Consider the following 14,048-nt stretch of genomic DNA (forward strand, 5'->3'; position numbering starts at 1 on the left):
CCTACAGGAGGCGGTTGTAGGAGCCGGCTTGCTGGCGATCAGGCGCAAAAAATTTTACGCACTTTTTACGAAGGGCCGTCACGCGGTCAGGGATACTTGCGCCGCATTCTGTAGCCGAGACGTCCCACCGTGAGCCAAGCCGTATCCTCTGCAAGCGCCCATCCCCCCGTAAAAACTTCCTCAATAAGCCTGCTGATTGCTGCCGTCGGCGTGGTTTACGGCGATATCGGCACCAGCCCGCTGTATACCCTCAAGGAAGTGTTCGCCGGCCATTACGGCGTACAAGCCAACCATGACGGCGTACTGGGTATCCTGTCGCTGGTGTTCTGGTCGCTGATCTGGGTGGTGACGCTCAAGTACGTGCTGTTCGTGCTGCGCGCCGACAACCAGGGCGAAGGCGGCATCATGGCTCTGACAGCCCTTGCCCGCCGTGCGGCGGCGCCGTACCCGCGGTTGAGTCGAATACTGGTGCTACTGGGCTTGTTTGGCGCCGCACTGTTCTACGGCGACAGCATGATTACCCCGGCAATCTCCGTGCTTTCGGCGGTTGAAGGCCTGCAACTGGCTTTCGATGGCATCGAACACTGGGTCGTGCCGATTTCACTGGTGGTGCTGGTCGCGCTGTTCCTGATTCAAAAGCACGGCACGGCGCGCATCGGCATCCTTTTCGGACCGGTCATGGTCCTGTGGTTCAGCGTACTTGGCGCGCTGGGTGTGTATGGCATCGTCCAGCGCCCGGAAGTGCTGCTGGCGCTCAACCCGGCCAGGGCCGTGCAATTTTTCGTGGTGCATCCGGGTATCGGCGTGGCCATTCTCGGCGCCGTGGTGCTGGCACTGACCGGTGCCGAGGCGCTGTATGCCGACATGGGCCACTTTGGGCGCAAGCCGATTGCCCGGGCCTGGATCCTTCTGGTGTTACCGGGGCTTGTGCTCAACTATTTCGGCCAGGGCGCGCTGATCCTCGGCAACCCTGAGGCGGTGCGTAACCCGTTCTACCTGCTGGCACCGGGCTGGGCTTTGCTGCCCATGGTCGGGCTGGCCACCCTGGCGACCATCATCGCCTCCCAGGCGGTGATTTCCGGCGCGTTTTCGCTGACGCGCCAGGCGATCCAGCTGGGGTATGTGCCGCGCATGTTCATCCAGCACACCTCAAGTCAGGAGCAAGGGCAGATCTACATCGGCACAGTGAACTGGGCGCTGATGGTAGGTGTGGTGCTGCTGGTGATCGGCTTCGAGTCCTCCAGCGCCCTGGCTGCCGCCTATGGCGTGGCGGTGACCGGTACCATGCTCATTACCACGCTGCTGTCGGCGGCGGTGGTGCTGCTGTTGTGGAAAGCACCGCGCTGGCTGGCGATACCGTTGCTGGTGTGTTTCCTGCTGGTCGACTGCCTGTACTTTGCCGCCAACGCGCCGAAGATCTTCCAGGGCGGGGCGTTCCCGGTGATCGCCGGTACCGCACTGTTCATCCTGATGACCACCTGGAAGCGGGGCCGCAAGATCATCGTTGAGCGCCTTGACGAGTCTGCGCTGCCGTTGCCGTTGTTCATCAGCAGTATTGCCGCCCAGCCACCGCACCGCGTGCAGGGTACGGCTGTGTTTCTTACGGCCCGTTCCGACGCAGTGCCTCACGCCTTGCTGCACAATCTGCTGCATAACCAGGTACTGCACGAGCGGGTGGTGTTGCTCACGGTGGTGTCGCAGGATCGCCCACGGGTGCCGGTGGCTGAGCGTTTCGAGGTGCAGGACTTCGGCGACGGCTTTTACCGGGTGAACCTCAACTTCGGCTTTATCGAGGAACCCGATGTACCGGCCGCATTGCAGCTGTGTCACGTACCGGGCCTGGACTTCAGCCCCATGGTCACGACGTTCTTCTTGAGCCGCGAGACGGTCATCCCGACCAAGCGCATCGGGATGGCGCGCTGGCGCGAAGGGTTGTTTGCCTTTTTGCTGAAGAACGCCAACAGCAACCTCAAGTACTTCAAATTGCCGCTCAACCGCGTGATCGAGCTGGGTACGCAGGTGGAGATGTAGACATCCTGCGTTGCGCATAAAACAAAACCGGCCTTGTGCCGGTTTTGTTGTTTCTGGGCGAGGACATCGCATTGCTCGTTGCTACAGCCATGCACTTGAGGCGTAGAAAAGCCCGTGCAGCAGCCAGCGCAGAGGGGTTGTCACGAAATGAAAAAGGCTTGTCGCGGGATGAGAAGCACCTTGAAAGCGTAGGGCTTATTGTCCAGCCAACCTGTACTGACGCAGTGCATCAAGAACAAGAACGGAGTGACAAGCATGTCTAAAGTCGTACGCTTCTACGAACCGGGTGGCCCTGAAGTCCTGCGCTACGAGGACGCCGAAGTCGGTGAGCCCGGCCCGGGCCAGGTCCGCCTGCGCCAGGTTGCGGTTGGCCTGAACTACGCTGACACCTATTTTCGTAACGGCACCTACCCGATCCCGATGCCCAATGGCATGGGCGTGGAAGCGGCCGGTGTGGTCCAGGCAGTGGGTGAGGGTGTCACCAACGTCGCCGTGGGCGACCGCGTCACCTACACCGGGTTTCTCAATACCCTGGGCGCTTATTGCACCGAGCGCCTGATCGGCGCCGCTGCGCTGATCAAGCTGCCGGAAACCATCGCCTTTGAAACCGCTGCGGCAATGACCATGCGCGGCCTGACGTCAGCCTACCTGATGCGCCGCCTGTACGACTTCAAACCGGGCGATACTCTGTTGCTGCACGCCGCTGCCGGTGGCGTAGGCCTGATCGTGTCGCAGTGGGCCAAGCTGCTGGGCGTCAATGTCATCGGTACCGTGTCCACCGATGCCAAGGCCGAAGTCGCCAAGGCTCACGGCTGCACCCACACCATCAACTACAGCCACGAAGATGTGGCCAAGCGCGTGCGCGAACTCACCGATGGCGTTGGCGCCAACGTGGTGTTCGACAGCGTCGGCAAAACCACTTTCATGTCGTCGCTCGACTCGCTCAAGCGCCGCGGCCTGCTGGTGTGTGTCGGTACCGCTTCGGGCACCATCCCGCCGTTCGATCCACAGATCCTGGCCATGAAAGGTTCTTTGTTCATGACCCGTCCGGCGCTGGCCGACTACATTGCCGACCCGGTCGAGAAAGCCGACCTTGCCGGCGAGTTGTTCGATCACGTCAGCAGCGGCCGGATCAAGATCGAGATCAATCAGCACTACGCCCTGCAGGACGCCGTCCAGGCCCACCGTGACCTGGAAGCGCGCAAAACCACCGGTTCGTCGATCTTCGTCATCTGAAGAGGGCCTCAGCATGCACATCGAACAATTGACGTGCGCCATCGGCGCCGAAGTGTCCGGGGTCAACCTGGCCGATGCAGTGCACGACGACGACCTGTTCGAGCAGCTGCGTGCGCAGCTGCTCAAGCACCGGGTACTGTTTTTGCGTGACCAGAACATCACCCGTGCCGAACACGTAGCGTTCGCGCGCCGCTTTGGCGACCTGGAAGATCACCCGGTCGCCGGTAGCGACCCGGAGCATCCGGGCCTGGTGCAGATCTACAAGCGTCCGGACCAGCCGGCCGACCGTTATGAAAACGCCTGGCACACTGACGCTACCTGGCGCGAAGCACCGCCCATGGGCTGCGTGCTGCGCTGCGTGGAATGCCCGCCGGTGGGCGGCGACACCATGTGGGCGAACATGGTGCTGGCCTACCAGAACCTGCCGGACGACGTGAAGGCAAAAATCGAAGGCCTGCGCGCCCGTCACAGCATCGAGGCCAGTTTTGGCGCCGCGATGCCGATCGAGAAACGCCTGGCGCTCAAGGCCCAGTTCCCGGATGCCGAGCACCCGGTGGTGCGTACCCACCCGGAAACCGGTGAGCAGGTGCTGTTCGTCAACGCCTTTACCACCCATTTCACCAATTACCACACGCCGCAGCGGATACGTTTCGGCCAGGACGCCAACCCCGGTGCCGGCGATCTGCTGCGCTACCTGATCAGCCAGGCCTATCTGCCCGAGTACCAGGTGCGCTGGCGCTGGAAGCCCAACAGCATCGCGATCTGGGACAACCGCAGTACCCAGCACTACGCGGTCATGGACTACCCCGCCTGCCACCGCAAGATGGAGCGCGCCGGGATCAAGGGTGACCGTACGTTTTAAGCGCAGGCCAGTCGCCGACTGGCGCGTTCACCGAATACGACAATAACAAGACCGAGGACGGAAACATGCAATTCTTCGACGATTCGCTGCACCCGGAAAACATGGAAAAGGTGGTCATCACCGTGGCCCCGTATGGCCCGGAGTGGATGCCTGAGGACTTCCCTGAAGACATCCCGCTGACCATGGACGAGCAGGTTCAAAAGGCCGTTGACTGCTACGAAGCAGGCGCCACGGTGCTGCACCTGCACGTACGTGAACTGGATGGCAAAGGCTCCAAACGCCTGTCGAAATTCAACGAATTGATTGCCGGTGTGCGCGAAGCGGTACCGGAAATGATCATTCAGGTCGGCGGCTCGATCTCGTTTGCCCCGGAAAGCGACGGCGAGGCGGCCAAATGGCTGTCGGACGATACCCGTCACATGCTCGCCGAGCTGACGCCAAAGCCTGACCAGGTGACGGTGGCGATCAACACCACCCAGATGAACATCATGGAGCTGCTGTACCCGGAATACCTGGAGGGCACCTCGCTGTCCCACCCGGCGATTCAGGCTGCCTACAGTGAAATGACCGTACCGGCCGGCCCGGCCTGGGTGCGCGAGCACCTGCGCCGCCTGCAGGCCAGCAACATTCAGCCGCACTTCCAGCTGACCGGCATGCACGCCCTGGAAACCCTCGAGCGCATCGTGCGCCGCGGCGACTACATGGGCCCGCTGAACCTGACCTGGATCGGTATCGGTGGCGGCTTCGACGGCCCGAACCCATTCAACTTCTTCAACTTCATCCACCGCGCCCCGGATGGCTGCACCCTGACCTCCGAGTCGCTGCTCAAGAACGTGCTGCCATTCAACGCCATGGCCATGGCCATGGGCCTGCACGCACGTTGCGGTAACGAAGACACGATCATCGACCACCAAGGCAAGCGTTTCTCCTCGGTGCAACAGATCCAGCAAACCGTACGTATTGCCCATGAACTGGGCCGCGAGATCGCCAACGGCAAAGAAGCCCGTGCCATTTACCGCATTGGCGAGCAATACAGCAGCATCGAGGAAACGCTCAAGGCCAACGGAATGGCGCCTAACCGCCTGCCAGGTCAAAAGGGTGTACCTCAGCGCAGCTGACCGGTAACGGGTCGGCCCTTGACGGGGGGCCGACCTGCCACCGAACACAGCGCTGAACGTCAGGCTTTTGAATAACAAAAACATCTATGCCAGACAACTAAGGAGGCAGCATGGCCGCCTATCTTGCCAACGCCACAGATGATGGTGTCGATACTTCTCGTGGCATTCCACGGCGTTATGCCTGGTTTGTCTTCGCCTTGACCTTTGGCCTGCTGATTTCCGACTACATGTCGCGCCAAGTGCTCAACGCCGTCTTTCCTCTGCTCAAGGGCGAATGGGCCCTGAGTGACAGCCAGCTTGGCCTGCTCAGTGGCATTGTTGCCCTGATGGTCGGCTTGCTGACGTTCCCGCTTTCATTGCTCGCCGACCGCTTTGGCCGGGTCAAGAGCCTGGTGCTGATGGCCATCCTCTGGAGCCTCGCCACCCTGGGCTGCGCCCTGGCAGAAAACTATGAACAGATGTTCGTCGCCCGTTTCCTGGTCGGCGTCGGTGAAGCCGCCTACGGCAGCGTCGGTATCGCTGTGGTGGTGGCGGTGTTCCCCCGCGACATGCGCGCGACCCTGGCCGGTGCCTTTATGGCTGGCGGCATGTTCGGCTCGGTGCTGGGCATGGCGCTGGGTGGTGTATTGGCCCAGCACCTGGGCTGGCGCTGGGCCTTTGCCGGCATGGCCTTGTTTGGCTTGTTGCTGGCGGTGCTGTACCCGTTGGTGGTCAAAGAAGCGAAAATCGCCCCGAAACGCATGAACGACGCCGCGAAGAAAATCGCGCGTCCATTGCACACCTTGTACAGCAGCCGCTCGGTGATTGCCGCCTACGTCGGCAGCGGCCTGCAGTTGTTCGTCGGCGGTACGGTGATTGTCTGGATGCCCAGCTACCTGAACCGCTATTACGCCATGGGTACAGACCGTGCCGGCGTGGTCGCCGCTATCATCGTGCTGTGCAGCGGCATTGGCATCATCCTCTGCGGCATGCTCTGCGACCGCCTGGGGCGCCAGCGCCCGGACCGCAAGATCAGCCTGGCCATCGGTTATTGCCTGGGCAGCTGCCTGTTGTTGTCGCTGGCGTTCGCCTTGCCAACCGGCACTGCGCAACTGGTGCTGATCTGCCTGGGCATGATGATCGCTGCGGGCACCAATGGCCCGTCCAGCGCGATGGTCGCCAACCTTACGCATTACTCGGTGCACGGTACCGCGTTCGCCACCCTGACCCTGGCCAACAACCTCTTGGGGCTGGCCACCGGGCCGTTGATTACCGGGCGTGTTTCCGACGTGATCGGTTTGCACGCCGCGTTCCAGCTGGTGCCATTGATCAGCATCTTTGCCGCCGCTGTGTTTTTTGTTGCCAAGCGCCACTACCACAACGACATGGCCCGCCTGCAAAACCTGCAGGAAGTGACGCCTGAAGTGGCGCCGATTCAGGAGGTAAAACCGTGAAGCGCGTGTTGTCCATCGAAGTATTTTTCGACTTTATCTGCCCTTGGTGCCTGATCGGCCAGCGTCACCTGCAGGTCGCCCTTGAGCAGCTGCGTGTCGAGCAGCCTGATGCTGAAGTCAGCGTGCGCTGGCGCGGCGTGCAATTGCTGCCGGACATGCCTGTCACCGGGCAACCCTTCGAAGCGTTCTACCGCAAACGCCTGGGCAGCGATGAAGCTGTGCGCGTTCGACAGGCCCAGGTGCGGGCCGCAGCGCAAGCGGCCGGGGTCGACATCGACTTTTCGCGCATCACGCGCATGCCCAACACCGGCGATGCCCACCGTTTGCTCCAGCGCGCCATTGCGCTGGGTGACACGCAGGTGGTCGAAGCCTTGCTGGCACGCCTGTTCGCTGCCTACTTTGAGCAAGGCAAGGACCTCGGTGACCCGGTCACCTTGCTGCACATCGCCCGCAACTGCGGTTTGAGCCCGACGCAAATTGCCGATTGCCTGCGCGGCGATGCCAGCCCGTTCATGGGCGGCAATGCCCACGCTGCCGACGGTGTGCCTTGCTTCGTCCTCAACCAGCGTCGCGCGGTCTCGGGCGCACAGCCACCCGCCGTACTGCTGGAAGCCATGCGTGAAGCCCTGGACGAGGCGGTGCCGGCATGAGCCTTCGCTACCCCGTGCCCGCGCACAAGGTACCCGAGCGCGGCGGCCGTGCGCTGCTGGCGTTCGAAGGCAAGAGTCTGGCGCTGTTCAATGTCGCCGATAGCTTCTACGCCATCGATGACAGCTGCCCGCATCAAGGTGCCTCGCTGTGTGGCGGGCGCCTGGAAGGGCGGGTGATCCAGTGTTGCGCCCATGGCCTGCGTTTCGACCTGGCCAGCGGTTACCTGCTCAATTCCACCGCGCTCAAGGTGAACAGCTACCCGGTCGAGCAGCAGGGTGATCAGCTGTACATCGTCTATGAGGAGGCTGGCCAATGAGCACTGTCGCGATTACCGCCGTCAACAACCGGGTACGCGAGCTGGCGCCAGGTTTTCTGGTCAGCCTGATTGCCGCCGCAGCGGCCAGCTTTCTCAGCGAGCACTACGGCGCGCCGGTAATGCTGTTTGCCTTGTTGCTGGGCATGGCGCTGAATTTTCTCTCCGTCGACGGCCGCTGCAAGGTCGGCATCGAATTCACCGCCCGCACGGTGCTGCGCATCGGCGTTGCGTTGCTGGGCATGCGCATCACCCTGGAACAGATCGCCAGCCTTGGCTGGAAGCCGGTGGCACTGGTGGTGATCATCGTCGCTGTGACCATCAGTGTGTCGATGGTGGTGGCCAAGGCCCTGGGCTTCAACCGCTTGTTCGGCATGCTCACGGGCGGTGCCACGGCAATTTGCGGTGCTTCGGCAGCACTGGCACTGGCGGCGGCGCTACCGCCGCACAAACAGAAAGAACACGCGACGCTGTTCACCGTAATCGGCGTGTCGGCGCTGTCGACCCTGGCGATGATCCTGTACCCGATGATTGCCACCTGGCTTGAGCTGACGCCGCCCCAGGCCGGAGTATTCCTTGGCGCCACCATTCACGATGTCGCGCAAGTGGTGGGGGCGGGGTACAGCATGTCGACCGAAACCGGGGACATTGCCACGGTGGTCAAGCTGATGCGGGTGGCGATGCTGCTGCCGGTGATTGTCTGCGCCGCGATGATTACCCGGCGCTCAGGCGACGACACCAGCGGCAAGCGGCCGCCGCTGTTGCCATGGTTTGCGGTGGGTTTTGTGCTGCTGGCGTGCCTGAACAGCACCGGCTGGGTGCCGACAATAGTGCAGGGCGGTATCAACGACCTGTCGCGCTGGTGCCTGGTGGTCGCGATCAGTGCACTGGGGATGAAGACCCAGCTCAAGGAACTGGCCAAGGTCGGCTTCAAGCCCATTGCCTTGATGGTGGGCGAGACGGTGTTCCTCGTGTTGCTGGTGCTGGCGCTGATGCATTGGGGGTTGTGAGGCGCCGGCTTCCGGCATTTTCAAAGCACGCCCAGGCGTGCTTTTTTTTGCCTGAACGCTCCTGCAGGCCGTGAGTGCAGCGTTGATTATTTCCCCTGCACCCCATTCTGATTCCGCCACAACGCCGGCGGCATACCGAACTGGGCTATGAACCAACGGGTGAACGAGCTGGGCATCGAGTAACCCAGCATGTCGGCAATGCGCCCCAGCGTGTAATTGGGGTTTTCCAGGTAACGGATCACCAGGTCCCGGCGCACGCTGTTGATCAGGTCGCTGAAGGTCACGCCGCATTCCTCAAGGCGTCGCTGCAGGGTGCGTACGTTCATGCTCTGGGTCTGGGCCACCTGTTCAATGGTGGCGCGCCCCATCGGCAGCAACAGGTAGATGGTCTTGCGCATTTCGTTTTCCAGCGACAGGTTGCCGCTGGCCTGCAAGCTGTCCAGGTAGCGCTGCGCCAGCCGGGCCATGGCATCGTTGGCCAGGGGGTTGGCGGTGTCGAGGTCAGCCGACGGGCAGACGATACCGTTGAACTCACTGCCGAATACCAGCTTGCAACCAAAAATGCGCCGATGAATGGCAAGGTCGGCAGGGGCGCTGTGGGTGAAGTTGGCGCTGATCGGGTGCCAATGGGCGCCCAGCAACGCGGCGCAAAAGCGCAGCATCACGCCAATCGCAAGCTCCGTGGCCTGACGGCTGCTGCGGGAATGATCGCTGACCACTTCTTCGCGAATGATCACGGTCTTGCCCGCTTCTTCGACATCAATGGCCAGGGCGTCATTGAGCAAGTGACGGTACTGCACGATCACCCGCAACGCATCGCGCAAAGTGCGCTGATGGCTGAGCAGCAGGCTGATCTCGCCAAAGTCGGATAGCTGGCGCAGTTCGGCCATGCGCAGGCCAAAGGTCTCGCAGCCGCTGACCCGGGCGGACTCTTCCAGCAAGGTCACCACCGTGGTCGCCGACAGGCGTTGGTTGGGGTCTTCGAGCAGCGCCGCACTGAGGCCCACCTGGGCCAGCAGTGCATGAGGGTTGATACCCAGGTGCCGGGACACCTCAAGGTAGTTGGTCAAGCTTGCAGCACGGACAAGGGCGGCCATTTATTGTTTTCCACGCGTTCTCATTAGGCGTCCCGTTTCTGCGACGGGTAAGGATTTATAGCCTGTGTGTCGCCAAATGAAAAGCTGTTTGCAGCCGCCTAATCCGGGGCTTGGGGCGCCTGCACACACGCTTGTCATCAAATGAAAAGTCACTGACGCTCAATGTAAAGCACCCAGGGGGAGCGCTGATTACTGTGACTCTCGAAGCGTTCGCCTTACTCGGCGAGCGGTCTTTCTAGAGCATAGGTGTTGACGTGGAAAAATTGCATACCGCCGCTACTGTCCTGATCGTCCCCGGCCTGCGTGATCATGTCGCCGAGCACTGGCAGACCCTGCTTGAGGCTCGCCTTGCCAAGGTGCGCGCGGTTGCGCCGTTACAAGTCAACGGTCTTGATTGCAACGCCCGGGTCGAAGCGATCCAGCACGCACTCGAGCAGATCGATGGCGAGGTAGTACTGGTGGCGCACAGCGCCGGTGTACTGATGGTAGCTCACTGGGCGGCGCGCTATCAGCGGCCGATCAAAGGCGCGTTGCTGGCGGCACCACCGGATCTGCAAGCCGAATGGCCGGCGGCCTACCCAAGCCCTGACACGCTGCGTGCCAATGGCTGGGCGCCGTTGCCGATCACACCACTGCCGTTCCCGAGCATTGTTGCGGCCAGCAGCAATGACCACCTGGCCAGCCTTGAGGCTGTCACCGCCATGGCACGAGGCTGGGGTAGCCAGCTGGTCGAGCTGGGCGCTGTCGGCCACCTGAACCCTGCTTCTGGGTACGGGCCTTGGCCCCAGGCCGAAAACTTTATCCAGACCCTGGACTGCTAACCCCGCAGCACTGCACGGACGCTTGACCAACGCCCGCACCCGACGGGCGGCGAAAACAACAATAACAATACGTGGAGTCATCGTAATGCCCAAACACCGCATTCCTAGCGCTGTGGTTGCACAGCGTCGTCTGCTCGCTTGCGCCCTCGGTTTGCTCGCAATGCCTGGCGCCCAGGCGTTTGAAGTCGATACCGGAAGCGAGGACTGGTCCGTTCGCTTCGATAACACCGTGAAGTACAACTACGGCGTGCGCACCGAAAGTGCCGACAAACGCATGCTGGGTACGCCGAACAACAACGACGGCGACTACAACTTCCGCAAGGCGGGCACCAACATCACCAACCGTGTCGACCTGCTCACCGAGCTGGACGTGATCTACCAGGGCAGCATGGGTTTTCGCGTCAGTACCGCCAGCTGGTATGACAAGGCGTACGAAAACACCGGCTCCAATTCCAACCCGTTCGTCAACGGCAATGGCGACACCTCCGGGATCAACCCGAGCCTCAATGGCCTGCCAGGTACCGGTACGCCGCTGGGCAGCTCGCACCTGAGCAACTACGCCCAGCGCTACTACAACGGCCCGTCAGGCGAAGTGCTCGATGCCTTTGTGTTTGCCCGTACTGAAATCGGCGACAGTTCCGAACTCAGCGGCAAACTCGGCCAGCACAACCTGTTCTGGGGTGAAACACTGCTCAACCCGGTGCACTCGCTGAGCTACGGCCAGTCGGGTCTGGACCTGGCCAAGCTGGCGGCATCGCCCGGCACCGAAGCCAAAGAACTGTTCGTGCCGCGTAACCAGCTGTCCACCTCGTTCCTGGTCAACTCGGAACTGACCCTCGGCGCGCAATACTTCTTCGACTGGGACGCCGCCCGCTTGCCAGAAGCCGGTACTTACTACGGTAGCTCCGACGTGGTAGGTGAGGGCGCACAAAGCTTCCTGCTCGGCCATACCGGCACCCCTGGATTGATTCCGGTGCGTGGCGCCCTGACCACCATTCGCCGTGGCGAAGACCTGACCCCGGACAAGTCCGGTGATTGGGGCGTCATGGCCAAGTGGTCGCCAGAATGGCTCGGCGGCACCCTGGGCTTCTACTACCGCAAAACCTCGGAAATCCTCCCGCAAGCCTGGCTCGATGCCCGTGGCCTGACGGTGTCCAGCGGCCCGTTCGGTACACCACCGGCCAACCGTAACGGTGCCGTCGGCAACCTTTACAACTCGCTGAAAACCCCGACCTACCAGTTTGCCTACGCCGACAACATCGATGTCTACGGCCTTAGCCTGTCCAAGGATGTCGCCGGTATCAGTGTCGGCAGCGACCTGAACATCCGCCACAACATGCCGCTGGCCAGTATTCCGGCCATTGTCAGTGCACCGGGGCAAAGTGGCCTGGGTGGCGGTTTCGGCTTGTTGCCGCCGCGCTCGCCAGCCAGCGGCGTGATCTATGACGTACCCAAGGATGGCGACGGCCTGGCTGCCACCGGCGAGACCCTGCACTGGACCCTCAATGGCCTGATGACCATTGGTGACACACCGTTGTTCGACGGCGCAACCCTGCTCGGCGAACTGTTCTACAGCAACCTGCTCAAGCTCGATAGCCATAACGAGGCCTTGTACAAGGGCAAGAGCAGCTACCGCGGCATCGACAAGCCGACCCGTGACAACTGGGGCATCGCTGTCAACTTCACGCCGACCTGGTACCAGGTCATGCCGGGTGTCGACATGAGCATGCCGTTGTCGATCAACGTCGGTATCGACGGCGTGTCGCCTGTGCAGGGCGGCGGCGCCGAAGACACCGGCAACTATGCCGTAGGCGTCAGCGCTGCGGTTTACAACCAGTATTTCGTCGACCTCAAGTACGTCGACAGCTTCGGCAAAACCCAGTCGTGCAAAAACGGCCAGACCGATGGCGCGGCTCCCAATGCCCTGGATGGTGAGCAGGACTACACCTGCTACGGCGGCGGCTACGCCTCCTTCTCTGGTGGCGGTGCCACCACCGAAGACCGTGGTGCGCTTTATCTGACCCTTAAAACCACTTTTTAAGTCACTGCATTCAAGTCTTTAAGTCACTGCATTTTCAGTCATCACGCTGGAGAACATCATGAACTACATGCGTACTCTGTTGGCCACGTGCCTGTCGCTGGCCGCCTTCAATGCCGCCCACGCTGCCGTATCCGCTGACCAGGCTGCCCGCCTGGGCAACAACCTGACCCAGATCGGCGCCGAAAAAGCGGCCAATGCCGACGGCTCGATTCCTGCCTACCAGGGTGGTCTGGTTACCCCGCCAGCCAGTTTCAAAAGCGGCGACAGCATGCGCCCCGACCCGTTTGCCGGTGAAAAGCCGCTGATGGTCATCGACGCCAAGAACGCCGACCAGTACAAAGGCCAGCTGACCGCCACCACCCTTGAGCTGCTCAAGCGCTTTCCGACCTTCAAGGTTGATGTCTACCCGACCCACCGTACTGTGGCGCTGCCGCAGCCTGTACTCGACAACACGGTGAAGAACGCCGTCGGTGCGCGCAGCCAGGAAGGTGGCTCGGCTGTTGAAAACGTGCTGCCGGGCATTCCGTTCCCGATTCCGCAGACCGGTGCCGAGGCCATGTGGAACTTCCTCCTGCGCTATCAGGGCGTGAGCATGGCGGCCAAATATGACTCCTGGAACGTCGACGCCGCCGGTGTGCCGACCCTGTCCACCACCGGTCAGGCGAACATCAGCTACCCGATCTACGAGGACATGAACAAGCCGATCGGCTCCAAAGACACTTACTACCAGATGAAACTGGTGTACACCGCGCCGGCCCGTCGCGCCGGTGAGGCAATGATGCTGCGTGATGCTGCCAACCCGCTGGTACAACCTCGCAGCGCCTGGCAATACCTGCCCGGCCAGCGCCGGGTGAAACTCGCGCCTAACCTGGCCTATGACACCCCTAACCCAGGGACTTCGGGCTCGGGCACCTACGATGACGTGTTCGTCTTCAACGGTGCGCTGGACCGCTACGACTGGACCCTGGTCGGCAAGCAGGAAATGTTTGTGCCGTACAACACCTACAAACTGACCTACAACACCGACATCAAACAGCTGATCACCCCGAACCACCTGGCACCGGACTTCGTGCGCTGGGAAAAACACCGGGTCTGGGTGGTGGAAGGCAAACTCAAGGATGGCGCGCGTCACATCTACCACAAGCGTCGCTTCTACCTCGACGAAGACAGCTGGATCGCTCTGGCATCGGACCAGTATGACGCCCGTGGCCAGCTGTACCGTGGTTCGTTCGCCTTCCTCAGCCAGAGCTATGACAAACGCACCCCGGACTCTACGCCGTTCATGATCTACGACCTGATTGGCGGCACCTACAACCTCAACGGTGTGGTAGGCGCTTACGGCGGTATCCGTTACATCGACCCGCTGTCGAAAACCCAGTGGTCGCCGGAGTCGCTGGCGGGTGCTGGTATTCGCTGAGTCGACGGCAACGTAGAT

Annotated in this window: 12 protein-coding genes; 11 read left to right on the top strand and 1 reads right to left on the bottom strand. The window is 61.8% G+C overall.

Annotated elements, in window-relative coordinates; genetic code table 11:
* Nucleotides 1-129 precede the first annotated feature (129 nt).
* The 8 genes from I5S59_RS13915 to I5S59_RS13950 all read left to right on the top strand — a co-directional run bounded on the left by I5S59_RS13915 (nucleotide 130) and on the right by I5S59_RS13950 (nucleotide 8,654).
* Nucleotides 130-2,031 carry a potassium transporter Kup gene (locus tag I5S59_RS13915; RefSeq protein WP_197877128.1) on the top strand — a complete coding sequence of 634 codons (1,902 nt, stop codon included), beginning with the start codon at nucleotides 130-132 and terminating at the stop codon, nucleotides 2,029-2,031.
* 255 nt (nucleotides 2,032-2,286) lie between these two features.
* The gene (locus tag I5S59_RS13920; RefSeq protein ID WP_197877129.1) at nucleotides 2,287-3,267 is read left to right on the top strand and encodes a quinone oxidoreductase family protein; all 981 of its coding nucleotides are present in this window, start codon (nucleotides 2,287-2,289) and stop codon (nucleotides 3,265-3,267) included.
* Between the two features lie 13 nt (nucleotides 3,268-3,280).
* Entirely contained in the window at nucleotides 3,281-4,129 is an 849-nt protein-coding gene (locus I5S59_RS13925; RefSeq protein WP_197877130.1) for a TauD/TfdA dioxygenase family protein, read from the top strand.
* Nucleotides 4,130-4,194: 65 nt separating this feature from the next.
* A complete protein-coding gene (locus I5S59_RS13930) occupies nucleotides 4,195-5,247 on the top strand; it encodes a 3-keto-5-aminohexanoate cleavage protein (protein WP_197877131.1) in 1,053 nt (350 codons plus the stop codon).
* A 110-nt stretch (nucleotides 5,248-5,357) separates the two neighbouring features.
* Nucleotides 5,358-6,680: an MFS transporter gene (locus I5S59_RS13935; RefSeq protein WP_197877132.1), complete on the top strand. Its 1,323-nt coding sequence runs from the start codon at nucleotides 5,358-5,360 to the stop codon at nucleotides 6,678-6,680.
* Nucleotides 6,677-7,330 (top strand): DsbA family oxidoreductase, encoded by a 654-nt coding sequence (locus tag I5S59_RS13940; RefSeq protein WP_197877133.1) that lies wholly within the window; start codon nucleotides 6,677-6,679, stop codon nucleotides 7,328-7,330. The genes I5S59_RS13935 and I5S59_RS13940 overlap by 4 nt, the downstream gene beginning before the upstream one ends.
* The gene (locus I5S59_RS13945) at nucleotides 7,327-7,647 is read left to right on the top strand and encodes a Rieske (2Fe-2S) protein (protein ID WP_197877134.1); all 321 of its coding nucleotides are present in this window, start codon (nucleotides 7,327-7,329) and stop codon (nucleotides 7,645-7,647) included. The genes I5S59_RS13940 and I5S59_RS13945 overlap by 4 nt, the downstream gene beginning before the upstream one ends.
* The gene (locus I5S59_RS13950; protein ID WP_197877135.1) at nucleotides 7,644-8,654 is read left to right on the top strand and encodes a YeiH family protein; all 1,011 of its coding nucleotides are present in this window, start codon (nucleotides 7,644-7,646) and stop codon (nucleotides 8,652-8,654) included. Before I5S59_RS13945 ends, I5S59_RS13950 begins: the two co-directional genes overlap by 4 nt.
* A gap of 86 nt (nucleotides 8,655-8,740) precedes the next feature.
* Here the strand turns inward: I5S59_RS13950 and I5S59_RS13955 are convergent, their stop codons facing one another.
* Nucleotides 8,741-9,751 (bottom strand): AraC family transcriptional regulator, encoded by a 1,011-nt coding sequence (locus tag I5S59_RS13955; RefSeq protein WP_197877136.1) that lies wholly within the window; start codon nucleotides 9,749-9,751, stop codon nucleotides 8,741-8,743.
* A 254-nt stretch (nucleotides 9,752-10,005) separates the two neighbouring features.
* On the opposite strand from I5S59_RS13955, the gene I5S59_RS13960 reads away from it, so the two are divergent.
* The 3 genes from I5S59_RS13960 to I5S59_RS13970 all read left to right on the top strand — a co-directional run bounded on the left by I5S59_RS13960 (nucleotide 10,006) and on the right by I5S59_RS13970 (nucleotide 14,030).
* Nucleotides 10,006-10,572, top strand: coding sequence for an RBBP9/YdeN family alpha/beta hydrolase (locus tag I5S59_RS13960; RefSeq protein ID WP_197877137.1), 567 nt, complete (start codon nucleotides 10,006-10,008; stop codon nucleotides 10,570-10,572).
* Between the two features lie 85 nt (nucleotides 10,573-10,657).
* Nucleotides 10,658-12,613, top strand: a complete 1,956-nt coding sequence (locus tag I5S59_RS13965; protein WP_197877138.1) for a DUF1302 domain-containing protein — start codon at nucleotides 10,658-10,660, stop codon at nucleotides 12,611-12,613.
* Nucleotides 12,614-12,671: 58 nt separating this feature from the next.
* The gene (locus I5S59_RS13970; protein WP_197877139.1) at nucleotides 12,672-14,030 is read left to right on the top strand and encodes a DUF1329 domain-containing protein; all 1,359 of its coding nucleotides are present in this window, start codon (nucleotides 12,672-12,674) and stop codon (nucleotides 14,028-14,030) included.
* The last annotated feature ends 18 nt before the right edge of the window (nucleotides 14,031-14,048 follow it).

The organism is Pseudomonas alkylphenolica, from assembly GCF_016009175.1.
Taxonomy (GTDB): domain Bacteria; phylum Pseudomonadota; class Gammaproteobacteria; order Pseudomonadales; family Pseudomonadaceae; genus Aquipseudomonas; species Aquipseudomonas alkylphenolica_B.